The sequence below is a fragment of the Shewanella schlegeliana genome, assembly GCF_016765635.1.
GTDB classification, from domain to species: Bacteria; Pseudomonadota; Gammaproteobacteria; order Enterobacterales; family Shewanellaceae; genus Shewanella; species Shewanella schlegeliana.
The window spans coordinates 1-25286 of the sequence record NZ_JAESVD010000006.1; the positions used below are offsets into that span (position 1 = coordinate 1).

Sequence of the window (25286 nt, forward strand, 5' to 3'; positions counted from 1 at the left end):
TTTCGCTAGATCGACTCCAACAACTGAAATGTTATTCATAATCTTCTCCACTTACGTAAAATCATTTAGACAACGTAAAAGGGAGGAGCGTCCATCTCATTATTTGTATAGTGCGCATGCGCGTTTACCTCATTAGACCAGCTAAAACGCGCACAACTAAGTTTTTGTATTTATTGGGTAAAACGAAATATAGAAAAATAACCTTTTAGAGAAAACGCGCATGCGCGTTTATTAAACCTGTTATTTAAATAAACACCAATATAAGGCATTGATGTTACAGGACAAATATTTTCTCCTCAAGTATAAGTGCGCATCATTTGTACAATATTTTTCTGGAAAAATGAGCAAAGCAGATAATACTGTGTAAATAAACAGTTTAAGAGTGACTTCCCATGACAGCTAAAAAAAGCCCTTTTTTGACTCAAGTGAGTCAAGGTATGCGTATGCGCGGTTATAGTATCAAAACTGAAAAAGCATATTTATATTGGATTAAAGCCTTTATCAACTTTCAAAGAAAGCGCCACCCAGAAGTCATGGGCCATGCTGAAGTGACGCAATTCCTAAGCTTTTTATCTAACTCGCGTAATGTCGCAATTAATACACAGAAGGTTGCGCTTAATGCACTTGTGTATCTTTATCATAAGCACTTAAAACAAGAGTTAGGTGACTTGGGCTTTAGATATGCAACCAAGCAAAGGCAGTTACCTATTGTACTTTCAACAGACGAAGTTGCAGAGGTTCTTTGCCAGCTCAATGGGCGAGACCAGCTTATTGTCCAGTTACTCTATGGCAGCGGGCTACGTATCTCAGAATGTTTGAGATTGCGTATTCAGGATATCGATCTTGCACGTTGCTCACTCACTGTCAGAAATGGAAAAGGCCACAAAGATAGACAAACCATTCTCAGTCAAAAATGTGCTAATAAACTCCCTGCTTATATTGATGCTGCGCGTGCTATTCAAATTAAAGACAATACCAATGGTATTGGGCCATCTTTACCCAATGCACTAGAACGTAAATACCCCAATGCATTTAGGCAAGCAGGGTGGATGTTTGTTTTCCCATCAAGTACCACAAGTGATAACCCTTATACTAAAACCCACTGTCGACACCATTTACATCAGAGTGTTATTCGAAAAGCGCTTGCGGCAGCGGTACGAAAAACTAATATCATCAAGCGTGTTACATGCCATACTTTTAGGCATAGCTTTGCTACCCATTTACTTCAGGCTGGGAGAGATATAAGAAGCATTCAGGAGCTACTCGGTCACAATGATGTTAATACCACTCAAATCTATACTCATGTGCTTGGTCAACATTATGCCGGAACCGTTAGCCCGCTAGATAATCTTTAATCTACTTAAACGAGAGTCTCCTAGATTGACTTGTAACAATGTCCATATCTAACGGCCAGTTCAGAATCCTTGCTTCTCGTTTGTCACACAAAGTTTCGCTTTACTCACCGTGCTGCAGCAGTATCTGCACATAAGGTCGTTCCTTCACATCTGACCCATAGGGATATGGGAAATGTCATTATGATGTAGGGAACATCATTGACCGTGTGATCACGACATTCGGACATCCTGTCCAGCAGCCGCTGCAGGTGATTGATAGCTAAGTAGCTGCAACGCAAAATGTACTCACCCTTAGCCAATAACTAAAACATGTAATCAACCTTAATTCGAAGACTAACAAGCTTTGGGGCATTTCTAATTTAGAAACCAAACATCTCTGCCGAATGAGTACGCCAATTAACAAGTGTAGATACGGCTGAAGCCGTCGAAAACAGGGTGAGAGATAACGAAGTTATCAAGCTCTCGAACGAGAGGCATGGATGCCGAACTGGCTTTTAAACATGGAGGTAGTTTGTTTTCGTTGAGCCTACAAGGCCAATTATGTTCCTTACATAATTTGGCATTTCCTCCATCCTTGGAGGTCAGACGTACTTGAGGCGTGCTTCAGCAGTGTCTGCACATAAGGTCGTTCATTCACATCCATGTGGTCACGACATTCGGACATCCTGTCCAGCACCCGCTGCAGGCGATTGATAACTATGAATCAACAAGTTCAAACTGCTACTTGGTAGCACCAACCCCAAAAATGTAATCAGCCTTCATTCGAAGGCTAATCAACTAGTTGTAAGCTTCTAAACATTCAACAATTAAGTCAACAAAGCCTTGTCTATCGAGCTTGCACAATACTTGGGTGTTGTGTGGATTATTGGTTAGCTGATAGCGGTCAACCACCGTCATGCCCTGGGTGTACTCACCTTTGGTTTCAACACCGACCCAGCAATCGTACGAGGTGAATAACTCAGGCTTGAGTAACCAAGCGATGGTGCAAGGGTCGTGCAACGGTGCGCCTTCAAAACCCCATTTGGGATCCCTGTGGTAGATCATAAAGAAATCCAGAAGTTCGGCCACACACTTGGCGACTGGGTTATGAATTGCACGAATACGTTCAATATCTTCATCCATGATCTGCGCCTGGTGGGTAATGTCTAGGCCGCACATGGTGATAGGAATGCCCGATTTAAACACCATGTCAGCCGCTTCCGGATCGACGAAGATGTTAAATTCAGCCGCAGGTGTCCAGTTACCGGCTTCAGCTGCGCCGCCCATCAGTACGATGCGCTCAATCTTGCAGTGAAGCTCTGGGTAAGTTGCTAAAAATAGCGCAATATTGGTCAGCGGGCCTGAAGGCACTAGGGTTACGGTTTCATCACTTTCGCGCACTTTTTGCGCCATCAACTCGATACCTGAAATCGTTAGCGGCTCAAATGCAGGGTCGGGCAGTTTAGGGCCATCTAGGCCACTTTCTCCATGGACATTATCGGCAATGATCAGCTCTCGGGCTAAAGGCTTAGGCGCTCCTGCTGCAACAGGAATATCGTGACGCTCAAGTAGGGTTAGAATACGCAGCGCGTTGTTCAATGTTTTGTCTGGGGTTTGGTTACCTGCGCTGGTTGTTACCGCTAACGGTTTAAGTGCACTGCTGCTCATAGCGAGGATCAGAGAGATGGCATCGTCATGGCCTGGATCGCAGTCGAGGATAATTGGGGTAACTTTTTGGGATAGTGGTTTTGCTTGAGTAGGGCTCATTGTTTGGCTCCGCAAAATGAGTGACTATTAAAATAATTTATCGAATTTGTTTAGCATCCTAGTGAGTTATAGAGGTAAAAACTGTGACTGAGCAATCGCTTTGGGCCGCTGTGCAGATGTTTTGCTTCATGTTTACGCATTTGTTCAGCTTTTGCACAACCTATAAAAAAGGCCCTTACTAAAGCAATATTAGTAAGGGCCGAGTGTCGCTCTTGCTGTGTTAGTGGCTTAATTGCAACACTTCAGTAAACAAACTGCTCTCTATAGAATTCACTATTAGTAACCTGCAGTTTCGCTACCTGCGCGGCGGGGATCACTGGAGCCAAATATGCCTTGCTCTGTGACCATAATCGACTGAGTGGAGCCCATGGCATTATTTACCTTGACCTCATGGCCCTTGGCTTGAAGCAAGCTTTGGGTATCACGGTTAAGGGTATGCTCAACCCGCAGCACGTCCGGTAACCACTGATGGTGCACACGAGGGGCATAGGTCGCCTCGGCAATATTCAGATCATGATCGATAACATTCATGATGATCTGCATCGTGGTGGTGATAATGCGTGAACCGCCTGGGCTACCTGTAACAATATAGGGCTTGCCGTCTTTCATCACTATGGTTGGGCTCATTGAGCTCAATGGGCGCTTATTGCCTTCAACGGAGTTGGCTTCACCGCCCACTAAACCATAACCGTTCGGAGTGCCGGGCTTGGCTGAAAAGTCATCCATCTCATTATTGAGTAAAATCCCGGTACCTTTTGCTACAAGGCCTGAGCCATAGCTGAAGTTGAGGGTATAGGTATTCGATACCGCGTTACCCCACTTATCAACCACAGAGTAATGGGTGGTTTGATTGCTCTCATAGGGGGCAAGTTTGCCCGGCTTGATTTCGCTGCTAGGGGTTGCCTTGTCTAGGGAGATTTGGCTCGCTAGGTGCTTGGCATAATCTTTACTCAGTAGCGCTTTGACAGGCACATCATAAAAGTCAGGATCGCCTAGGTACTCGCTACGGTCGGCATAGGCGCGTTTCATTGACTCGGTCATCAGGTGCAGTGTGGCGGCAGTGTTGTGGCCTAACTCTTTAATTGGGTAACCCTCAAGCATATTGAGCATCTCGATAATGTGTATACCGCCAGAGGAGGGAGGTGGCATAGAGACCACTTGATAACCGCGATATTCACCCACGACAGGCTCACGCTCGACAACTTTGTAGTTTTTGAGATCGGCTAAGGTCATGATCCCGCCAGCTTCTTGAATGGCACTAACCAGCTTTTCTGCTGTTTCGCCTTGGTAGAAGCCTTTGCTACCGTGCTTGGCGATGAGTGATAGCGAATGAGCCAGTTCGGGCTGCTTTAATAACTCACCACTTTGATAGTCACTGCCGTCGGCCTTATAAAAAATTTCGGCAGAGCTAGGCCACTGTGCGATGCGTCTCTTAAGGCCCGATAGTGATGCTTGTAGATCGGGGGTAACAATAATGCCTTGTTTCGCCATCTTTATCGCTGCGTCGGTCACCTGTTTCATGGTCATAGTGCCGTATTTCTCGAGTGCCAACTCCATGCCCATCACAGTGCCGGGGACGCCGACAGCTAAACCGTGTTCACGGCTGAGCTTATCGACAGGATTGCCATCTTTATCGAGGAAAATATCGCGATGTGCGCTACTCGGGGCCATTTCTCGGTAATCGATGGCGATAGTTTTGTTAGGCTCATTTAGGTGAACCAGCATAAAGCCGCCGCCACCGATGTTGCCTGCTCTTGGCAGAGTTACCGCTAAACTAAAGCCTACGGCTACCGCCGCATCGACCGCATTACCGCCCTGTTTTAAGATCTCAACACCCGCTTGTGTGGCAAGAGCTTCTTGACTCGACACCATGCCGTACTTAGCCCAGATTGGCTGAGCGGTAGCGATATGGCTATAGATAGAGGTTTCGTTGGCCTGTGCGGGCAGGGGAGTTGTGGCACTAAGCGTTAACGGAATAGCCATTGAAATGGTGAGAGCCAATGCTTTTATCGAATAAGGCTTAAGTGAATAAGATTTAAGCAAGAAGGTCTTAAAAGCGCGCATGTTCAATCCTTTGTATTTATTGTTATCGCGAAACAGTAATGGTTGTCTGTTATGGCTTGAAGACAATCTGTTAGAACATTGTGACTTCAAACCTTATGACAGCAATGTGACGTTAATAGTCAATAAATGCAAGTGTGCGGTGCTGGGTTTATGAGCATTGCTTAATGAGCACTGCTTGAGGTTCAAGAGTTGTGCTGCTTTCTATTAAGGCAAGGCTAAAGCTTTAGTTCGACAGTGCCTTTAGTCTTGCTGACTCGGATTTCGCCTCTTGTAGGCCTTCGATTAGCTTATCCACCTGGGCATCATTTAGGCAGTAGAGCGACACGATATCGACTGCAAATTCGCCAACGGCGGTAAACTTTACTCCGCCATTAGCACAAAGAACCGGTGCCATGTAGGCTGATACGTAGAGCGTTGCGTCATTGGCACTGACTGATATTTTTTTGCCTTCAATGGTCATTGCATGGGAAGTTGTTGAGGTAAGTAAACCCATAATCATGATTAAAGCGATAATAATGTGAATGAAACTTGAGCTAAATATTCTGGTCATGTGGCGGTTCTCTGTAAGTTATGTTGGTATGAGTATACAGGTGTATACCGTCTGGGTTCAATACAGTTGTCTAGTTTGTTGTATTTTTCTTGAACTCAGTCAAATGAAAACGGTTGTGCAGCTTTTTAGCTTGATAGGAGAAGATTGATATCTCGGCGATAAGTATTGGAAATGATAGGGATTAGGTGAAAGGATAAGAAAATGCCAAGCATTGAGCCTGGCATTTTGGTAAAGATAATTTATTGGCTGCTTAGCTGTTGCTGTATAGACGCCGCTAATTTGTGGACCCACTTATTATAGTTTCGGTGGATCTCACCATCGCTATAATCGAGGTTAGTACTATCTACATAGTTGATATTGTAAAAATGCTCATCATAGCTAATACGCACATGTGCTTTATGGGATCTCACCGTGATGTAGGCATCGATGGTGTTGTTGTCAGCTTTGATTGGCGTCCAGCCCTTGGCTTTACAGCCTTTCATTATCGCAACTTCTATCGACTGCCTACTCTCTGCTGGTATCGGTTCTTGAGTTAGGTTGACGAGCTTAACTGAGGTGCAAGCTGACAAAGATAACGCGCTTACTAGTAAAAATAGTATTTTGAATGATTTCATTAGGTGTACCTTTTTATCCTTTGCTCTGTAAGCTTGATCCATTCGATTATTAAATCTAACTAACGTCTCTACTCTAAACGAGGCTTAGCCTAGCGCTAACCATATACCCACTGCTAACATCAAGCTACCTGCAATACGGTTCATCCATTTGATATTATCGCTGCGGCTTAAGAATATTCTAAGGCTCTTACCACCTGCGGCATAGGCCATCATGCTGATGAGTTCTGTGAATAGAATAATGCTCACCAGCGCTACAAGCTGTGGGGCAACGTCGCGTTCGACGCTGATAAACGGTGGTAATAAGGAGACCATAAACGCCCAACCTTTAGGATTGGCGATAGCGGTGAAAAAGCCTTGGGAGATCAGCTCAATATTACTGACGCTAGGCGTTTGCTGACCTTCAATGATGGCCATCTTGCCTCTTGAGCGCCACATATTGATGCCGATATAGCATAGATAGAGCCCGCCTACCCATTTGAGCATGGCAAAAAGCTCTGGGTAGTTAAGCATGATGCTGGCTACGCCCATTACCGCAGCAACGGCAACTAAAGCGACACCAACCAGCTCGCCGACCATCATCCACAGGGTACGACGAAAGCCAATACTCATGCCAAGCGTCATGGCTAATGTCATGCACATACCGGGTGTGATAGAGACAAAAAAGAATGTGGGAAGAAATACGGCTAATAAAGTTAAATCTGGCATTTTTTATAAGTTAAACAGCTAAACGTGAAAAGGCGCACAGTGTAGAGAAGAAGGGCAATTTTGGATAGGGGAAGATAATAAAAAACCAGCCTTTTAGCTGGTTTTTATCCTAATTGGCTCATCGTCACCAATCAAGGTGAAAGGGCTGTGGTTTAAAGCACGCCGCGGCGCTGTTGATCGCGCTCAATGGATTCGAATAAAGCCTTAAAATTACCTTCACCAAATCCGAGGTTATTCTTACGCTGAATGATCTCGATAAAGATGGGACCAAATAGGTTTTTGGTAAAGATCTGCAGTAGGTAACCTTCATCATCGCCATCAACCAAGATCTGATGATGCTTAATGCGCTCACGATCTTCCGTTACCTGGGGCACCTTGTCGAAGATGGTATCGTAATATTCAGGAATAATATCTAAGGTCTGAATCGATGTGCCTTCCATCGCATCGAGTGAGCCAACAATGTCACGGCTTCTAAAGGCAAGGTGCTGAACGCCTGGACCATCGTATTCACGTAGATACTCATCAATCTGGTTTTTATCGTTGCCTTTACCTTCATTAATCGGGATACAGAAGCTGCCATCGGGTGAGCGCAGGGCGTAGGAGATAAGTGCCGTTTGTGAGCCTTTGATGTCAAAGTAACGAACCTCAGTAAAGCCAAAGATATCTTTATAGAAGTTTGACCAATACTCCATGGTTCCTTTGTAGACATTATTGGTAAGATGATCCACCTCGATAAAGCCTTTCTCTTGAACGATGATCTGCTCGTCTAGATCTTCAAAATCGGTGGCATAGATATTATCTGTTTCGCCAAAGGTATCGATAAAGTAGATTAGGCTATCGCCAATACCGTAAATAGCGGGATAGGGCATGTCTTTTGCTGCGTCATCGGCAGGCTTTGCACCACGGGCTACCGCGCTATCGAATGCAAATTGGGCGTCTTCGACACGCCAACCCATAGAACAAATAGCCGGGCCATGGCTTTTTGCAAACTCGGCAGAAAAACCTTTGCGCTCGGTATTCAATAAAAAGTTAATGTCGTTCTGCTTGTAGTACAAAATCTCTTTCGTTTTTGACTTCTTTAACAGTGAAAAGCCAAAATCGATAAAGACTTGATGCATGAAGTCTTGTTCTGGTGTCGCAAACTCGGTGAATTCGATGCCGAGTAGGCCCAGTGGGTTTTGTTCGCTTGCCATTGTTGTGTCCTCTGTCAATTTATTGCTACATGCCAGCCATTCTGTTGATGGCTTCTTTTGATAGCTTAAAGTCTTGATAAATCGCCTTGGTTAGCTTTCAATCCAAGAGCGGTTGTAGTCGTTGCTCATGCAATGCTTTACATGTTCGGTTAGTTTTAGTGGGGCGAAGGTGTCGACCATCACTGCGTATTCATAAGTTTCAGTTTTGCCGATAGAGGCCTCTGTGCGGCCCGGCTGTGGACCGTGGGGTACCCCTTTTTGATGCAGGGTCATATAGCCTGCTTCTATGCCGGTACGACTCATAAAGTCACCGTCGACGTAATACAGCACTTCATCGCTGTCGATATTGCTATGGTAATAGGGGGCTGGAATCGACTCTGGGTGGAAATCATAGGGACGAGGCACGAAATTACAGATCACAAAGTTGTGGGCTGTAAAGACTAAGTGATCCGATGGCGGTAAGTGAATTTGGCCAACCTTTGGCGCGTACTCTTGAATGTTGAACGCCCAAGGGTATACACAGCCATCCCAACCCACGAGGTCGAATGGATGCCACTCAAGTGATGTCAGTTGATACTTATCGCCAAACTTACAAATAAGTGGGAAGTCGCCTTTTTCTACTATGGCCTCCTGTAACTCGGGTGTGCGGAAATCGCGCTCACAATAGGGGGCAGACTCTAGCATCTGGCCATATTCATTTCGAAAGTGCTTGGGGACTTCGACCATGCTCGATGACTCGATGACAAATAGGCGTACATTGCTGTAGTCATCAAACTTTAATTGGTAAGTCGTGCCCCGTGGGATCACTAGGTAGTCCCATTTTTTAACAGCTAGTGCGCCATATTCACTCAAGAGTGTGCCTTGACCTTCATGAACAAAAATCACTTCATCGGCATAGGCGTTGCGGTAAAACTCAGTACTTTCTTCGCTAACGCACGCGGTATACATGGCCACATCATTATTAAAGAAGATTTTATTGCGACTGCTAAAAAAATTGCCGCCGCAGTCGGCCTTCTTGGTGTCGAGCTTATAGTTCTGTACTAAAGAGTCTTGCCAGTCTTCGCCGTGGGATAAGCTATAAGGACTCACAGCTAATGCCTTCGTCGGCATGTTGTGATGGTACTTATTGGAGTAGATATTAGAAAAGCCGTGGGTAGAGAACAACTCTTCACGATAGAGCTCTCCATTGTCTTTTTTAAATGTGATATGGCGTTTAGGCGGCACCATTCCTTGCTTCACATAAGATGGCATATTTGCTTTCCTTCGGCGCTCAAGCGCACTTATTAAAATAATAATGTGATCTAGATTCAATTTAGTTGCTTGAATGAGCAAAAAAAAGAATAATAATTAACCTAACTTAATCGAAATTTTAGATGGTAATTTAAGGTTTACGCGGGAGGAGCTTATGCGTATCGATGTCGATGCTTTCAAAGTGTTACAGGTTCTAGTCGAGGAAGGCAGCTTCGCTAAGGCCGCAGAGCGCTTGCATAAGGCGCAATCTGCGGTGAGTTATCAAGTGAAGAAGCTGGAGCAGCACCTTGGTGTAAACCTTTTTTGTCGCGACCAATATCGGGCCGAACTCACTCCCGAGGGGGAGGTTATCTTGGCCGAAGGGCAAAAATTGCTGCAGTACCTTGCTAATATTGAACATTTAGCCAGTCGGTTTAGCGAAGGCTGGGAGCCTAAGCTTGAGATCATCATAGATGGTGCCCTGCCGATGAAGCCAATTATGCGAGCGTTGAAACGGCTGTCGCAGTTACAACTACCGACAAAGGTTCAGCTAAATATGGAGTTCTTAGGGGGCGTACAGGATAGGTTCGAGCGTGATAGCGCCGATCTAATGCTAGTAAAAGATTACCGCACCGGCCCGAATTATCGCCCTCAACCACTGCCGCAGATCACTAGTGTTTTGGTGGTCAGTGCCGAGCATCCTTTAGCGAAAGAGCAAAGTTTGAGTTTATTTGAACTGCAGCGCTATGTGGAATTAACCATCGAAGATTCATCGGCCGATAAACATTATCGAGATGAGTTGCAGTTCGGGGGAGATAAGGTGTTTTATCTCTCGGGCTTCATGATGAAGAAAAACGCACTCATGATGGGGTTGGGTTTTGGTTGGATGCCTGATTTTCTCATTGAAGAGGAGCTAAGCAATGGCGAGCTTGTCGAAGTGGATTTTAGTGGTGGCAGTCGTTACAGCTTTATTCCTCAGTTAGTTTCAACCATGGAGCGTCCGCTCGGCCGAGCGGGGCGTTTGTTTACCAGCTTAATTATGGAGGAGTTTGCCTTAGAGAAAAGCCTCGACTAAGAGCGAGACCTAGATCAAGCTTAAATCCTGCGCTTATTGCCGTTTTACTATCACTAGAATTGCAAAATGCGTATATAAATGCGATTGCTCCTTTAGCATTATCACTCTGCAGTACGTTTTAGAATAGCTTCTATCAACGAGGCTCCTGTATGAAAATCAATTTTAAATCGTTAACTGTCTGATTTGCTACGTTATTTATAACTTTCACTGTTTGTTTTAAACGTTAAGCTTGAGTTCAGTTTAGCCCAATTAGAATAGTCTTAATTAAGCTTGGTACAGCATATGCAAAAGTTAAGTTGCAGAAGTAAGTTCATGGCCATTATGGCGCGGCTTAAATTTAAGATGCATAGCTAGGTTAGGTGGAGGTTTATGATGAACAACTCAATATTACAAGGTTACCTTACTAGCCTGTACAGTAAGTATGTGAGCGATCTTAAGCTAGGTGAGCATCATGTCTCAGATAAAAGGCTTCAAGAGTTTGTTGCCGATCTAAAAAAGGCGGGTATCTTACTAGAGACATTTAACTGGGGCGAGTGGTATCAAAATAGCTATATGGTGGATAGACCTGAATACATAGCCGATGCGTCATTTTACGAGTGCCAGATCTTGTTAACTGCCATGTCACGCCTCCATAGGTTTAGCCCTGGGATCTTAAGTAACATGCGCTGCCAAGGAGTGTTAATCGCCATTTTGGAACGTTTTCAAAGCCTTTATTATCAAAAGGCTGTTTAATGGTAATGAAAAAATTCCCGCATTAGCCTGCTATACCTCAACTAGAAAGAGCCGCAATATGCGGCTCTTTTGCTTTGCAATTCGTTAAGCTGGTCTAGCCCTCGAAAGGCACCGGACGAGGTGTATTCTTATTAGACGGTGGTAAGATTGGCAACACAATTTGTGGCTGCTCACCAGTTAAAGAGTTTAGGAATGCGACCATCTCTTTGACCTCATTATCTGACAGCTTTTGTCCAAGCTGAATATCTGCCATGGTGTTGACCGCTTCTTCAAGCTCCCAAACACTGCCATCGTGGAAGTACGGATAGGTAAGCTCGATATTACGCAGTGTAGGAACCTTGAATACAAATTTATCGGCTTCTTTGCCTGTCACGCCTTTTCTACCCTCTGCTGGGTTATTGGTGTGGAAAGGCTTAACAAGACCCATCTTCATATACATGGTGCCACCAACCGCAGGGCCGTTGTGACAGCTCACGCAGCCTTTATCTTTAAATAGTTGGTAACCCGCCTTTGCTTGATCTGTGATTGCATCTTTATCGCCCTGAAGATATAGGTCGAACGGCGCATTTGGTGTGACTAAGGTTTTTTCAAACTCAGCAATGGCGTCGGTGATCATATCGATGCTGACATCTTTAGAGTCATACACTTTTTCAAAGCGTGCTTGGTATGCTGGCATAGAGCGTACCGTATCTACTGCTAGCTCATGGCTAAAGCCCATCTCTTTAGGGTTGGCAATTGGTCCACCCGCTTGCTCTTTAAGATCTTTAGCTCGACCATCCCAAAACTGTGCTAGACCATACTCGGCATTAAGTACGGTTGGTGAGTTAATCGGGCCTTCTTGCCAGTTATGCCCAATAGAGGTTGGTAGTGCATCAACGCCACCTATCGATAGGTTGTGGCAAGAGTTACATGAAATGAAGCCTGATTTAGATAATCTTGGTTCGAAAAATAGCATTTTACCAAGCTCTACTTTCTCTGGGTTGGTGATCACTGCCGCAGGGATAATTTCAATGGGCTCGTTAGCCGCATTTGCGCTGACGGATAAGGTGGAAAGTAGTGCGATGGAGAGTAAACTAAGCTTATTCATAATGGCCTCAAGTAAACATTACTGTCTGTAGGGTTAATTTATGAACCAATAATAATGAGCTTTAGAAAAAGAATATAACGCTTTGTTTCGATTAGGACTATCGTGGATTTGGATTGATATTTTGCGATATAGATCGCAGACAGACTACCTAATGATAGGTAGGTTAGGTTAAGCCTTAACCGAAAGAGGAACCCCTAATCGCAGTTAGGTTCTAATTGCAGTAAAAAACCGTTTAAGAGATAAAGACGGCTCCACTCTTATTTGTTCAGTCTTCTCAAAAGTAGTTTTCTATCTAACCAGCGTGCAGTTTGACTAAGGTGGACTTGGCTTTTTTTTAGCCAGTGACGCGCCCAAGGGTATTCAAGGCTCAATATTGCAAGGCCTATAGGCAGCAGTAACCAAGCTGGCCCGGGTAGCACAATTAAAAGCGCGCCTGCAAGCGTTAGACTCGCACCTACCAGCGTAATAACCGCTTTTTTTATCATTTTATTTACCTCTAGCTTTGTCTGCGTTTACTCCTCACTCGTTATCAGTGTAAACCAAAGTAAAAGTAATCATTTGTGTTAATTGTAACAAAGATTCCTTTTCAATAATCCTGCTTATAAAGCGGCTAGTGCTTAGATGCATCAAGGCTAAGGCTTGGTGTTATTCTGGGTTTTGACTAAAATCTTTGTGTAGATTAGATAAATTTCTTACTGAGCGCCAAGGGGATGATATCGGCTTTTGCAGTAAGTTATAGGGCAGGATGTGATATTGATTCTTAGTATGTGTATTCAGCTTAAAACAGTTTGGCGATCTTTTCGTAAAAGGTTCGCTAGGGCTAGCTTGTGCCTATTGCTTATCGGTTACTCAAGTGCGCTTTATGCTGACACCCTGTATTTGACATCTCTGCACTGGCCACCTTTCTCCGGTGCGCAGTTAAAGAACCAAGGGGCCTGTATTGCTATCGCAAGAGCGGCTTTAGAGGCGGAAGGGCATACACTCGTTGTGGACTTTTATCCATGGAGCCGTGCGGTGAGAATGGCATCTCGTCGTGACTCTAAATATTTAGGTTACCTACCCGAATATACTTACCCGACCGATAAGTTTATCTTTTCATTGCCGATGGGGAGAAGCGCACTAGGTATAGTCGAGCAAAAAATACACCCGATTAGTTGGACGCAACAAAGCGATCTTAATCACTATACGATAGGAGTGGTTAAAGATTATGTGAACACCCGTGAGCTTGACAAGATGATGGCACTCGGCATTCAGCCTTTTGAGGCGGTCGCATCGGATCTGCATAATGTAAATAAGGTCGCTACAGGCCGGATCGATGCGGCAATTATCGACGAACATGTGCTGCAATACTTACTCGCTCAGCCCAATATGAAGCATGTGAGGGATAAGGTGCAATTTAATAAAAAGTTACTGACCTACAAAGAGTTATTTATCGCATTTAAGAATAATCACGCAGGCCGTATGTGGCGCGACAGGTTCAATCAAGGGATAAGTAAAATCGATGTGCAGCAGATCTTAGAAAAGAATATGCGCCAATAACGCGTATTTCAGCTCCTAGTTAAGAGGCTGATTTTAAGGAAGCGAGTTTAACTGAGTAGGTTTAACGGAGCGAGTATGGCGACAGTGGTGTTAATCCGCGGTCTGATGCGCGATAAACGGCATTGGAATGAGTTTGCTAAGCTTCTGCAAAAGCGCCTACCTAATGGGCATCAGGTTATCTCGTTAGATATTTTAGGAAATGGCGACTCTGTGGACAGCAGAGGTCCGCTGACTATCGATGAATATGCTGAAGAGCTTCTATTTCGCCTGCGACAGCTTACCTGTGATGATTGCTATATCGTTGGATTATCGATGGGCGGCATGATAGCGCTACAGATGGCAAGTTTACAGGCAAAGTCTGTGGACATGGCTAACGAGGTACAAATAAAGGGGGTGGCTGTGCTCAACGCTAGCGCAGCAAATCTGTCACCTTGGTATCAGCGTTTTCAACTCGGGGCGGTGTTTAATGCGTTTCGTCACAGAGTTAAGGATCCAAAAGTCAGTGTACTGGAGGCCATGATTATTGCTTCAACGAGTGTGACTCAAGGCCGTAACCTACATTTAGTGCTCAAGTGGACTCAATACCGCACACTTGGCCATACGCATTTTTCCAATGTGCTACGCCAACTCTGGGCCTGCCGTCAGTTTAATTGCCCGGCTAAGATAGCGACGTCAATTACAGTCATGAGCGGTCTTAAGGATAAGTTGGTTAGCCCCAATTGCAGTCAAAAGCTTGCGCGGTATTATCGAAGCAAGCTTGTTGAGTTTGACTGCGCAGGACATGACTTGAGTTTAGATTGTCCTGAAAAGCTTTGTCAGATGCTAATTGAGCGTTTCTTTCTCAACTCCTAAGCTTTAGCAACGACGGTTTGGCCGATAGGCGTTAAACTCAATATGGCCAACTTTAGATGCTGTAAGGCAAATGGGATCCCTATGATGGTGACGGCACAGGCTAACGCATGAACGATATGACCTATTGCTAACCAGATCCCGAAAAATAGGAACCAAATAATGTTCCCCACCATGCCAAATGCTCCGGTTCCAAGGTCTTCGTTGCCTGTCAGTGTGCGCCTGTTAATGGCGTCTTGTCCAAAAGGCCAGAATGTCATTTCGCCTATCACGAAACAGGCTCTGCCAAAGGGGATGCCAATAATGCTGATAAAGCAGAGCAGTCCAGCTAGCCACCATGCGAGTCCCATCACAAAACCACCTAAAACAAACCAAGCAATATTAAACACTAAACGAAGTACTGCCATTAACGGCTCCTTATATTTGTACTCGCCCTTGTGGGCTAACTATAATTAAGCGATTTTCGTGCCAAACTCGCAATCAGCTGTATTTGCAGGTTTTATATGGGTTTTGCATTGGTTTTTAGTTTGGTGGAGTGGCAGGTTTGACTAATAGTTAGTAATTTCAACACCATGAATAATGAGAATTGACTAACTGTTGTGAACAATTGAGGTCAGCATTGGCCTGCTAGCTCTATTTATCACTGCGTTAAATGATTACGCGCACAAAGAGTTAAGGTTTACAATGGCAATATCAACCAGAACCAAACGATGAATTAACGGCTAGCGAGTTAAGTACCAAGTCTTTGTCGCTTGAAGTAAGCCCTCGTTAAACCATCTGTAATAATAGAATGTGAGTGAGTAGCTTTTGTTAACTAATACCCCTGTAGAGTCTATTAATTTTAATGGTATTCAGATCTATGTAAAACGTGACGATCTGCTTAGTGAAGAGTTTTCTGGCAATAAAGCCCGCAAATTTGCTTACTTTCTTGATAATGACGTAGTAGGAAAGAAGGTTTTAGTGGGTCATGGCTCACCCGTTGCCAACTCCTTATATTCCATGTCGGCGCTCGCCAAGCTCAAGGGATTACAACTGGATTTTTATGTCGATCATATTGCCAAGCAGGTATTAACTTCGACAGTGGGTAATTATGCAGCAGCCATAGCCAATGGAGCCAATGTTATTGACCTGTCTAAAGTTACCGATCGACAAGCGTTAAGCTGCATCGAGTATATCGAGCAAAAAGTGTTACCAGGAAACGATGAGCTGTTGTTTGTACCTGAAGGTGGCCGCTGTGAGTATGCAAGATACGGCGTTCACAAACTGGCACAAGAGGTTATTGAGTGGGCTAATGCACAGCAGTTAAGTCAACTACGTGTTTTCTTACCCTCTGGTACTGGCACGACTGCTGTGTTTCTCAGTGAATACCTCGCGATGAAAGCGCCGCATATTCAAGTGTTTACCTGCGCCTGTGTGGGAGACTCTGAATATTTGCAGCAGCAGTTTAGGTATCTTGTTGCGGATGAGAGTTTGCACCCACAGATTGTCGAACTCGGTAAGAAGTACCATTTCGGTAAGCTGTATAAGCCTTTTTACGAGATGTATAACAAGGTCTGTGCGTCTGGCATTGAGTTTGAACTCTTGTACGATCCTCTTGGCTGGATGTGCGTCGAGAAGTTACTCAACAGTGGAACGGTGCAGCCAATGCTTTATATTCATCAAGGTGGCTTACTGGGGAATGCGACTATGCTACCAAGGTACCAACGTAAATACGGTAACTAATGAGCAGTACAAAATGGTTTAAGGTTGGGGTTTCCATTTGGTTAGGCTTAATACCTTTTAAGGTATGGCCTAACCCAAATGAATTTGACTAAATAGCTGAGTAGATGTTTCAGTCCTATTCGTTTGCCTATGAAGACAAACATTCGATACGAGTGAGAGGAGGTGTATCGAAGAGTCAGTTTTTACTCGTTACTAGCTTATTTATTACCAGACAATAACCATTTCATAAATGATAGCGCTTCAGTACGCTTAGAAAAAGTCTGTCTATTTTTGCCTCGACTGTCAGTAAAGGCGATTGATGTTTTGTTGACTGAAATTGAGTCTACTGGAAAGTTAACGGTAATTTCATGTCCATTTACTAGGTATGACATATGCCACACTCCTTATATTTATTGCTACCTATTATAGGTAGTGTTTTTTAACAATAAGATATCCTTAGCATTTTTGCGAAAGATGAATTTTAAGTTCTCTGTGAGAGTACTCATCTTTTTATGCTTATACAAGCTGCTTGTGTTCAATAATATCTGTAAATATGTTTACTAGATCTCAAAATAAACATAAAACAAGCTACTAAAGTTAAGCATAAAGTTATGACAGTGATATGACTGTCAATAAAGATGATTTAACCTGTTGAGATAACGCTTATGTGGGGATCGAACGACGAGTCGTGGATTTTACAAAAAGACGGTTTTAACTATCTAAAAGGGACTTTCTTAAAAACTGGACGAATTATATTCAGTAAAAAAGCAATGTCAATAAGCCAAACTAAAATTTTGTCTAAATAATTGCCATAATGAAGTGTTAATAAGGAGTTGGAGTTTGTTAAGGTATCGGTAGTGCTTGCCATAATAGCAAGGGTACCTATTTTTGAATGGAGTCTATATGCCACTGCGAATTTTAAATACCTTGTTCCTGCTTATGGTATTTTCGAGCTCGTTTTTTACCCATGCAACAGGGCTTGTATCGGTAGCCAAGCAGTCTACTGAAGCGTCTGAAACTCAGTTACCTAAACAAGAGTCTTATGACTATAAAGACAGTCTATTTCGAGACACCCCAAGAGGCGCGCTAGCAGGCCTTTTTGAAGCGGCGTTTGAGCAAAATTATGACAAGGCTGCTAAATATTTAGATCTGCGTTACCTGCCCGAAAGCATGAACGCCGACCTCGGACCTGAATATGCTAAGCAGCTGATCGCCATTATCGAGCGTAATATCTGGGTTAATTTGCAAGAGGTAGATGATACTCCCAGCGGAAGCAGCAATGATCAATTGCCTAATTATCGGGACGCCTTTGGCCGAGTAGAGGTGAAAGGCAGTGAAATTACCTTATTACTTCAAAAAGTCCCTGACAAAGAGCTAGGTTCTATATGGAAGATCTCTAACGCGACGATTGCGAAAGTACCACTGCTATATAGCGAGTTGGGCTATGGACCTGTGGTCGAGTGGTTTGTACAGCATATCCCACAGGGGCATCTTTTTAAGTTAAACCTCTGGGAGTGGGCGCTTCTTGTCTGCTATCTATTACTTGCTCTGTTGGTGGTCATGCCAATAACTTGGATCGTTAAAAAGTTCATATTACGCAGTGAGTACCAGTATAAAGAGGATGTGGCGCATCTGATTATCGGCCCATTTCGCCTACTCGTTGCGCTATTACTGGTCAGGGCGTGGATGGCACACACCACACTGTCGGCTAACGTGATTGAAGTGGTGAATACTGGTGTCTTACTCTTAATCGCGGTGATCTGGTTTATCTGGTCGTTAACCGATGTGATTCAAAACAGTTTACGCCTGCGTTGGATAAAGCGAGGCAATAGTCAGAGTGCATCTCTATTAAGGCCTCTGGCCAATTTTACTCGAGTGGTGTTGGTGGCGTTATCGGTCCTTATCTGGCTAGAGCACTTAGGTTTTGATGCGTCAACGATATTGGCGGGTTTGGGCATTGGTGGTATTGCCATCGCCTTAGCCTCAAAGCAGTCGATTGAAAACTTTATCGGCACGATAACCCTCTACTCATCGGCGCCGATTAAAGTGGGTAATATCGGCCGTTTTGGCAGCATTACTGGCACTGTGGAGGAGATTGGACTTCGCTGTACCCGGATAAGAACCATCGATCGTTCGGTGATCAATGTGCCCAATGCGCGATTGTCAGAGATGGATATAGAAAATATTTCCGAACGGGAAAAAATCCGCCTTAAAACGGATATTCGCCTAGATTATCGGACAACAACTGAGCAGATCCACAACATTATTGATGATATACGCACGCTATTAGAGGAACATGAAAAAGTGGAGGAGAGCCCACTGAGAGTGACTTTTAAAGGTTTTGGTTTATATGGTTTGCAACTCAATGTGTTCGCTTATATCGGTACCACAGATTTTGCAGAGTTTCAGTTAGTGTCAGAAGAGCTACATTTTGGGATCATGAACGTCGTAGCAAGACATGGCTCGCGCATTGTGCCAGTGGTGCCGGTCGCGACAACTCAAGGTTAAATAAAAGGTTATTCTGTGGCATAGGTAAATGATTTACACTTGCAAATCATTATAATCTAGGCCAAATAACAAGATTTTCTAAGGGACTCACATGGCTCAAATGCTGGCAAGTGTCGATCAACGTACTAAGCTCGTGGGTGAAAACCGACTCGAGCTGTTACTGTTTCGGATCAGTGCGACTCAGCTCTTCGCGATTAATGTTTTTAAAGTGAAAGAGGTGGTTAAGGTTCCAAAATTAAGCGCCATGCCGGGCAGCCATAACAGTATCATTGGAGTCGCAAACCTGCGTGGTATGTCTATACCAGTTATCGATCTGCGCAAGGCGATTGGTTTTAGGCCCTCGGTTATTCAGCCTGAAAGCAATCTGATCGTCACGGAATATAACCGCTCCGTGCAGGGGTTCTTGGTCGATAAGGTTGAACATATCGTTAACCTTACCTGGGGCGATATTATGCCGCCACCAAAATCCGTTGGGCGTGATAACTATTTAACCGCAATAACACGTATCGAATATCAAGATAAGCAAGAACTGGTTTCGATTATCGACGTTGAGAAGGTGCTTGCCGAGATCATCCATTACGATATTAAGCTGTCGGACGGCGTACTCGATGAGCGCTTGTTGCCTTTGATGCATGGTCGTAGAGTGTTAATTGTCGATGATTCGGCAACTGCACGGCGTCAAGTGCGTGAAACCCTCGAGCAATTAGGTTTAGAAGTGATAGAGGCAACAGATGGCCTAGTCGCACTGAATCTTTTAAAGGGTTGGTGTGATGAAGGCAAAGTGATAACCGATCACATTTTAATGTTGATCACCGATGCCGAAATGCCAGAGATGGACGGTTATAAGCTCACTCATGAGGTGCGTAGCGACAAACGCATGTCAGATTTGTTTATCACTTTAAATACTTCTCTAAGTGGTAGTTTCAATAATGCCATGGTGGAGAAAGTCGGCTGCGATCGCTTTATCTCAAAGTTTCAACCGGACCTGTTAGTTGAGGTGGTACAAGACAAATTAAGAGCAAGCTTAACGGTTTAGCTAAGCTACTCGATTGAAGAGCCGCGACTGAAGTCTAAGCTGAGTTATTCTGCGTGCTCTTCTCTTAAATCCTGTAGTACCTGTTTTTTCAATTCAGGCACAGCAGCAATATTAATCTGGGCGATACGTACCGCAAAGCCGAACCTCTCTTTACCAACGATAGCGATTACATCTTCTAAAAAGCGTTTATCGAGGGTGAACTGTTTGGCGTAAAACCCAATGGCTTGGCTGACCGAACGGTAGCTCACGCCATCGAAGCTAAATGAGGCCTCGTAGCCATAATCGTCGATGACAACACCGTTAAGACTCAAAGGCCAGCCGCTATAGTTAACCCGGTCTCGGGCGATTTCATACATCATCCAGCCGCTTTTCCTAAAACCACCGAAGACTTTGTCCTCGAACTCAGACTCCTCTAGCTCCTGCTTGGTCCAATTAACACCTATAGCAAGGTGCTTCTCGTAGATCCGCATTAGCTCATCTTTGACCGCCATTTTACAGTCCCAAATTGAGGTCAACTTATGTTGCTTAGCGAGCCTTAAGCATTCACTGCAACAGGGAACGGTTAGGGAGGGGTGAGGAGTATAGGTTTCTTTAAGGTAACTCCATTGCTGATTGCTTGGCTCGCCGCAAAACCAGCAGCTATGCCTATGCTCAAAGGGAATATCGATTAAGGGGGCTAAATCCAGCACAGAAGCGTTCCTTCGTATAAAAACAAAGCGCACAATGGATTAGATTGTGCGCTTTGGCAGTTACGTCACATGAGACTAGTGATTACTCTTTTTCGATGTCCACAAGTGAAGTGGCTAGAACGATTGGGTCGACTTCTTGGCAGTCTTGATCGGCAATCCAGTCCACACCAATCAGTACGCCGTCATCGTTAAGATCGCCAACCCAGAACTCTAGAAACTCTTCAAGAGTAATAGCTACAGCTTTGTAGTCTTGCCATTCGTCAGTGCAGTGGCTTTTTGCTTGCGCTTCTTCAGACCATAAAGGCATCACGTCTGTGGCTTCATACTCAGAAGAGTCGCAGACAACCCAGCCTTCACCTGTTTCATCTTGTAGGCCCCAAACAACTTGGGATAATTTTACGTTGTTGATGAAACTTTCTAATGCAGGAGTCATTTCAGTCATGATTAATCTCTTGTTTGGTTAGATATCGATTAGCTATCGAAAAGACGAGCTTTAATGGGTATTAGTCTGCAGTTGACGCCGGATTTTAGCAAGTTATTTAAGGTATATATCTCAGTTACAAGTTACCAAGAGCAGGATATTTCAACGCCATTCGTTTGCAAATTGAGCACTTGCAACACAAACATCATTTGGTCGTAATATTTAAGTGAATTTAGTCTATATTATGCAGCGAACATAGTATGATATTTTACAAAGGTTTGATTAAACAATGCTCAAGGAGTAAGCGAGATTAAGTGTATTTAAGGAAAGTTTAATCAAACAGGGTCATGTTATACGTTACAGTCATTCATTTTGGGAGTCTTCAATTGTTAAAATCAATCCCCCTGGCTACAGCGCTTCTTCTATCTACCTCTGCTGCTTATGCGGCAGACGAGCAGCCAAACTGGGCTAGCTGCGTGGCCGATCTACAACAGACGGCAAAATCTGAAGGTTTGTCTCAACAAACTATCGAGCACACCTTGGCAAACGTTAAATATGTGCCAAGAGTGATAGAGCTAGATCAAAAACAACCAGAATTTAGTAGCTCTTTTGAAAATTACTTCAGCAAACGTGTCACCGACTGGCGAGTGGAGCAGGGAAGGAAGCTCTATCGTGAGCATAAAGTGCTATTACAAAAACTGGCAAAGGAGTATGGGGTTCCGCCTCAGTACCTACTCGCATTCTGGGGACTAGAAACCAACTTCGGCTCCTACAAGGGCAAGATGTCGGTGTTAGACTCTTTGGCGACCCTTGCATGCGATCCAAGACGCAGTCGCTATTTCACTACTGAATTAATGCAGGCATTAAAGCTTAAAGAGCGTTACAACTTTGCTGAAACCGATATGGTTGGCTCTTGGGCTGGTGCTATGGGGCACACTCAATTTATGCCATCGGCCTATGCAAAATACGCTATTGACGGTGATGGTGATGGTAAAGCAGACCTGTGGAATAGTACCGAAGATGCGTTAACTTCTGCGGCTAACTTCCTACAAAATTTAGGCTGGAAGCGCAACGAACGTTGGGGGCGAGAAGTAACGCTGCCTGCAAACTTCTCCTATGCTCACCTCGGTAAGGCCGAGGCGCAGCCGTTGACTCGTTGGGCTGAGCTTGGCATCACTCAGACAAATGGTGCACCTTTGAGTACGCCTGATATGCAAGCGGCGCTGTATCTACCATCGGGTCATACTGGGCCTGCGTTTTTAGGTTATGACAATTTTGACGTGATCATGCGCTGGAACCGGTCAACCTTCTACGCTATTGCTGTTGGCCACCTTGCCGATAGGATCAATGGCGGCGTAGCTCTTAATGTGGCACCACCTAAGATGCCAAACCTTAGCCGAGCTCGGGTTAAAGAGTTACAAGCCCAATTAAATACCCTAGGTTATGATGTCGGTAAGCCAGATGGTATTTTAGGTGCGAAGTCATTGAAAGGGCTGAAAGCTTTCCAAAAGAGCCAAGGACTCGTAGCCGATGGATATCCAGACGAAGCTACATTTAAGGCATTGAAAGTTAAATAGAGTTGTAAATTGCTAGGGGTGTAATCAAAACGATTGCACCCTTACTCTTTGTCGCTTAGATTAGAATCCATAAAATTTTGTTGGGGAATATTATGGACGATTTAACGCACGCGCAGCGACAACGTTTAGCCTTTATTGATTTTAGTCTGCAGTATTTTGGCCAAGTTTCACGGCAAGATCTGATTAAGAAGTTTGCCACGGGACTCGCCGCTGCAACCCGAGATTTTCAAAGTTACAAAGCCTTGGCGCCAGAGAACATGCGCCTAGTGCATCAGACGAAGAGCTATCACCGTCTCGACGACTTTACCCCGCTATTTGAGCACGAGCCACAAGCTATTTTGCACGGTTTAGCAAAAGGGTTCGGTGATGGTCTTTCTCATCCAGTTCAGCCTAGTAGTGTATGCATAGATGCGCTGCAGCTCATTCATCCACACACCTCAATCGTTGCGGCGCTGATGCGCGCCATTCAAGATAAGCAGGCGGTAAAGGTCGCCTATGTGTCGGTCTCCTCTGGAGAGAAAAGCCGCGAAATCGTTCCCCATGCGTTAGTCAATAATGGCCAGCGCTGGCACGTTAGAGCCTATGACAGGGTTAATGGGCTCTTTACTGACTTTGTAGCAACGCGTATTAAGTCCATTGAGCTGATTTGCGCTGAGATTAACGATAACGAGCACAGCGAGAATGATTTAATGTGGCATAAAGAGGTGCAGCTGATGCTAGTGCCTCACCCATCTTTGGCGCACCCAGAGGCGATTGAGCTGGACTATCAAATGCAAGATAAGCAACTAACATTAACTTCTAGGGCGGCTTTAGCCGGGTATCTGCTGCGTCAGTGGAGTGTTGACTGTTCAACTAAACACCAGATCACTTCAGGTGTTTGCCAGTTAGCGTTGGCGAACACAGAGGTTCTGCAACAGATTGAACACATAGCTATTGTGCCAGGCGCGAAGCATTAGTTTTTAACCGATCCAATGCCCTCTCGCCAAGGCGTAACGGCAGATAAAACTAGAGGCTTTTAGTCAGTTTTGCTAAGCTGCGGCCATTAATTAGAGTTAAGGAATACCATGAGTATTAAAGACGATTCAGTTGTGCAGTTTAACTACACACTACGTGATGAGCAGGGTGATGTGTTAGAAACCAATGAAGGTTTAGACCCGATTGCCTATCTTCACGGCCATGACAACATGATGCCTGGTGTAGAAGATGCGCTAACGGGTAAAGAGGTTGGGGCTAAGTTTTCTGTGACTCTGCCAGCAAGTGAAACTTATGGTGAGCGTAACGAAGATTGCGAGCAGCGTGTTTCTGTAAAGCATCTACAGGGTGCGAGCGTTTGGAAGCCAGGAATGCGAGCATTGATCAGCACAGATCAGGGCCAGCGCCAAGTGACTATCTTAAAAGTAGGTAAGTTTATGGCAACAGTGGATATCAATCATCCACTGGCGGGGCGAGAGTTGACCTTCGATCTAGAAGTCATGGGCGTACGTGATGCGACCAGTGAAGAGATTGCCCACGGTCATGCCCACGGTAAAGGCGGCCACCAACACTAAGTTGATGTCGGCGGATAGAAGCCCAACAGTGTTGGGCTTTTTTGTGGTTTTTAAAGAAGATAGTTCATTATGATTATTCAATTTTCCGCAGGAAAACTCATTGTTTCACCATTTGAAGTGCAAGTACGACTGAATAATGGTTGCCAGCTATATGCCATGGTTGACGATATCAAGTTTCATCAAGATGCACTGATACTTGTTGCCGATGCTGGCGCGGTGCGTTGGAACCTCAAGCTCGACTCAAATGAACAGCTACAAGAGATTAAAGACGAGCTTGGTATCTGCTGAATAAGTGAGTTAGCTGAGTGCTAAGTGTTGCTCATTAGGCTGCTATATCAAATTTTTTTTTGCTTTTCCGATAATAGTAAATAGAAAGGAACCCTATGTCTGTTTCCCAATTAGAGCGTATTACCATCGAACCAACTGTTGCCGCTAATGCCTGTGTTATCTGGCTTCATGGCCTAGGCGACTCCGGCTCAGGCTTTGCCCCTATTGTGCCAGTATTAGAACTTGGTACTGAGCATGGGATCCGTTTTATATTCCCCCATGCGCCAGAGCAAGCTGTGACCATTAACGGCGGCTATATTATGCGTGCTTGGTATGATATTAAGAGCATGGAACTGCACGAACGTGCTGATAAGCAAGGTGTTGAGCAGAGTGAGAGACTGATCATAGCCTTGATTGAGGAGCAAGTCGCGCTTGGGATCCCAACAGAGAATATTGTATTAGCGGGATTTAGTCAGGGTGGAGTAATGAGTCTTTATACCGGGCTTAGGTTACCACACAAACTGGCTGGCATAATGGCGCTTTCTTGTTACCTTCCAAGTGGTGATAACCTGCCTAAAGGGCTGTCAACTGTAAATCGTGACACGCCAATCTTGCTGCACCATGGTGTCGAAGATGATGTAGTGCCAGTGGACGCCGGCGAAATGGCCTTTAAGCTACTGCAAGGCGAGGGGTTTAACACCCAATGGAAAGCTTACAACATGGCCCACAATGTTGTGCCTGAACAGCTACAAGATATCTCACTTTGGCTGCAATCAGTGTTGCCATACGGTAAGTAAAATC

General features: G+C 44.6%; 26 protein-coding genes. 13 read left to right on the forward strand and 13 right to left on the reverse strand.

The features are described 5' to 3' along the window. Nucleotides 1–392 precede the first annotated feature (392 nt). Nucleotides 393–1355, forward strand: coding sequence for an integron integrase (locus JMA39_RS11230; protein WP_202721966.1), 963 nt, complete (start codon nucleotides 393–395; stop codon nucleotides 1353–1355). 777 nt (nucleotides 1356–2132) lie between these two features. On the opposite strand, the gene rihA is transcribed toward JMA39_RS11230, so the two are convergent. The 7 genes from rihA to JMA39_RS11265 all read right to left on the reverse strand — a co-directional run bounded on the left by rihA (nucleotide 2133) and on the right by JMA39_RS11265 (nucleotide 9478). Then, on the reverse strand, nucleotides 2133–3101 hold the full coding sequence (rihA, locus tag JMA39_RS11235) for a pyrimidine-specific ribonucleoside hydrolase RihA (RefSeq protein WP_202721967.1): 969 nt from the start codon (nucleotides 3099–3101) through the stop codon (nucleotides 2133–2135). Nucleotides 3102–3377: 276 nt separating this feature from the next. Next, a complete protein-coding gene (gene ggt / locus JMA39_RS11240) occupies nucleotides 3378–5165 on the reverse strand; it encodes a gamma-glutamyltransferase (protein WP_202721968.1) in 1788 nt (595 codons plus the stop codon). Nucleotides 5166–5388: 223 nt separating this feature from the next. Then, nucleotides 5389–5715, reverse strand: a complete 327-nt coding sequence (locus JMA39_RS11245; protein WP_202721969.1) for a hypothetical protein — start codon at nucleotides 5713–5715, stop codon at nucleotides 5389–5391. A 239-nt stretch (nucleotides 5716–5954) separates the two neighbouring features. After that, nucleotides 5955–6329 (reverse strand): hypothetical protein, encoded by a 375-nt coding sequence (locus JMA39_RS11250; RefSeq protein WP_202721970.1) that lies wholly within the window; start codon nucleotides 6327–6329, stop codon nucleotides 5955–5957. Between the two features lie 84 nt (nucleotides 6330–6413). Further along, on the reverse strand, nucleotides 6414–7034 hold the full coding sequence (locus JMA39_RS11255) for a LysE family translocator (protein ID WP_202721971.1): 621 nt from the start codon (nucleotides 7032–7034) through the stop codon (nucleotides 6414–6416). 152 nt (nucleotides 7035–7186) lie between these two features. Next, nucleotides 7187–8227 carry a 4-hydroxyphenylpyruvate dioxygenase gene (gene hppD / locus JMA39_RS11260; protein WP_202721972.1) on the reverse strand — a complete coding sequence of 347 codons (1041 nt, stop codon included), beginning with the start codon at nucleotides 8225–8227 and terminating at the stop codon, nucleotides 7187–7189. A 90-nt stretch (nucleotides 8228–8317) separates the two neighbouring features. Then, the gene (locus tag JMA39_RS11265) at nucleotides 8318–9478 is read right to left on the reverse strand and encodes a homogentisate 1,2-dioxygenase (RefSeq protein WP_202721973.1); all 1161 of its coding nucleotides are present in this window, start codon (nucleotides 9476–9478) and stop codon (nucleotides 8318–8320) included. A 154-nt stretch (nucleotides 9479–9632) separates the two neighbouring features. Between JMA39_RS11265 and JMA39_RS11270 the strand changes: the two genes are divergently transcribed. Together JMA39_RS11270 and JMA39_RS11275 are read left to right on the forward strand one after the other, a co-directional pair. Next, nucleotides 9633–10532 (forward strand): LysR family transcriptional regulator, encoded by a 900-nt coding sequence (locus JMA39_RS11270; protein WP_202721974.1) that lies wholly within the window; start codon nucleotides 9633–9635, stop codon nucleotides 10530–10532. Between the two features lie 372 nt (nucleotides 10533–10904). Beyond that, nucleotides 10905–11264, forward strand: coding sequence for a DUF6508 domain-containing protein (locus JMA39_RS11275; RefSeq protein ID WP_202722274.1), 360 nt, complete (start codon nucleotides 10905–10907; stop codon nucleotides 11262–11264). Between the two features lie 94 nt (nucleotides 11265–11358). Here JMA39_RS11275 and JMA39_RS11280 read toward each other — a convergent pair whose 3' ends face one another. Both JMA39_RS11280 and JMA39_RS11285 read right to left on the reverse strand, forming a co-directional pair. After that, nucleotides 11359–12351, reverse strand: a complete 993-nt coding sequence (locus tag JMA39_RS11280) for a cytochrome-c peroxidase (protein WP_202721975.1) — start codon at nucleotides 12349–12351, stop codon at nucleotides 11359–11361. A gap of 257 nt (nucleotides 12352–12608) precedes the next feature. Further along, nucleotides 12609–12836, reverse strand: a complete 228-nt coding sequence (locus JMA39_RS11285; protein WP_202721976.1) for a PGPGW domain-containing protein — start codon at nucleotides 12834–12836, stop codon at nucleotides 12609–12611. Between the two features lie 280 nt (nucleotides 12837–13116). Here JMA39_RS11285 and JMA39_RS11290 point away from each other — a divergent pair, with 280 nt between their 5' ends. Both JMA39_RS11290 and JMA39_RS11295 read left to right on the forward strand, forming a co-directional pair. Further along, complete coding sequence (locus JMA39_RS11290; RefSeq protein WP_202722275.1) at nucleotides 13117–13890, forward strand: substrate-binding periplasmic protein; 774 nt, start codon at nucleotides 13117–13119, stop codon at nucleotides 13888–13890. A gap of 75 nt (nucleotides 13891–13965) precedes the next feature. Continuing rightward, complete coding sequence (locus tag JMA39_RS11295; RefSeq protein ID WP_202721977.1) at nucleotides 13966–14742, forward strand: alpha/beta fold hydrolase; 777 nt, start codon at nucleotides 13966–13968, stop codon at nucleotides 14740–14742. Here JMA39_RS11295 and JMA39_RS11300 read toward each other — a convergent pair. After that, nucleotides 14739–15146, reverse strand: a complete 408-nt coding sequence (locus tag JMA39_RS11300; RefSeq protein WP_202721978.1) for a YccF domain-containing protein — start codon at nucleotides 15144–15146, stop codon at nucleotides 14739–14741. The two genes, JMA39_RS11295 and JMA39_RS11300, sit on opposite strands and share 4 nt — an antisense overlap. Nucleotides 15147–15546: 400 nt before the next feature. Between JMA39_RS11300 and JMA39_RS11305 the strand changes: the two genes are divergently transcribed. Continuing rightward, nucleotides 15547–16461, forward strand: coding sequence for a pyridoxal-phosphate dependent enzyme (locus tag JMA39_RS11305; protein ID WP_202721979.1), 915 nt, complete (start codon nucleotides 15547–15549; stop codon nucleotides 16459–16461). A 197-nt stretch (nucleotides 16462–16658) separates the two neighbouring features. Here the strand turns inward: JMA39_RS11305 and JMA39_RS11310 are convergent, their stop codons facing one another. Beyond that, on the reverse strand, nucleotides 16659–16832 hold the full coding sequence (locus JMA39_RS11310) for a hypothetical protein (protein ID WP_202721980.1): 174 nt from the start codon (nucleotides 16830–16832) through the stop codon (nucleotides 16659–16661). 511 nt (nucleotides 16833–17343) lie between these two features. Here JMA39_RS11310 and JMA39_RS11315 point away from each other — a divergent pair. Both JMA39_RS11315 and JMA39_RS11320 read left to right on the forward strand, forming a co-directional pair. Then, nucleotides 17344–18948 (forward strand): mechanosensitive ion channel family protein, encoded by a 1605-nt coding sequence (locus JMA39_RS11315; protein WP_237732793.1) that lies wholly within the window; start codon nucleotides 17344–17346, stop codon nucleotides 18946–18948. Between the two features lie 91 nt (nucleotides 18949–19039). Continuing rightward, on the forward strand, nucleotides 19040–19984 hold the full coding sequence (locus JMA39_RS11320) for a chemotaxis protein CheV (RefSeq protein ID WP_202721981.1): 945 nt from the start codon (nucleotides 19040–19042) through the stop codon (nucleotides 19982–19984). A 44-nt stretch (nucleotides 19985–20028) separates the two neighbouring features. Here JMA39_RS11320 and JMA39_RS11325 read toward each other — a convergent pair whose 3' ends face one another. Further along, a complete protein-coding gene (locus tag JMA39_RS11325; protein WP_373316360.1) occupies nucleotides 20029–20673 on the reverse strand; it encodes a hypothetical protein in 645 nt (214 codons plus the stop codon). An 82-nt stretch (nucleotides 20674–20755) separates the two neighbouring features. Next, a complete protein-coding gene (locus JMA39_RS11330; RefSeq protein ID WP_202721982.1) occupies nucleotides 20756–21115 on the reverse strand; it encodes a DUF2750 domain-containing protein in 360 nt (119 codons plus the stop codon). A 365-nt stretch (nucleotides 21116–21480) separates the two neighbouring features. Here JMA39_RS11330 and JMA39_RS11335 point away from each other — a divergent pair, with 365 nt between their 5' ends. The 5 genes from JMA39_RS11335 to JMA39_RS11355 all read left to right on the forward strand — a co-directional run bounded on the left by JMA39_RS11335 (nucleotide 21481) and on the right by JMA39_RS11355 (nucleotide 25282). Beyond that, the gene (locus tag JMA39_RS11335) at nucleotides 21481–22671 is read left to right on the forward strand and encodes a lytic murein transglycosylase (protein ID WP_202721983.1); all 1191 of its coding nucleotides are present in this window, start codon (nucleotides 21481–21483) and stop codon (nucleotides 22669–22671) included. 92 nt (nucleotides 22672–22763) lie between these two features. Further along, nucleotides 22764–23627 (forward strand): WYL domain-containing protein, encoded by an 864-nt coding sequence (locus JMA39_RS11340; protein WP_202721984.1) that lies wholly within the window; start codon nucleotides 22764–22766, stop codon nucleotides 23625–23627. A 108-nt stretch (nucleotides 23628–23735) separates the two neighbouring features. Then, a complete protein-coding gene (locus JMA39_RS11345; RefSeq protein WP_202721985.1) occupies nucleotides 23736–24218 on the forward strand; it encodes an FKBP-type peptidyl-prolyl cis-trans isomerase in 483 nt (160 codons plus the stop codon). A 69-nt stretch (nucleotides 24219–24287) separates the two neighbouring features. Then, complete coding sequence (locus JMA39_RS11350) at nucleotides 24288–24506, forward strand: DUF3389 family protein (protein ID WP_202721986.1); 219 nt, start codon at nucleotides 24288–24290, stop codon at nucleotides 24504–24506. Nucleotides 24507–24601: 95 nt separating this feature from the next. Then, nucleotides 24602–25282: an alpha/beta hydrolase gene (locus JMA39_RS11355; RefSeq protein WP_202721987.1), complete on the forward strand. Its 681-nt coding sequence runs from the start codon at nucleotides 24602–24604 to the stop codon at nucleotides 25280–25282. Nucleotides 25283–25286: the final 4 nt, after the last annotated feature.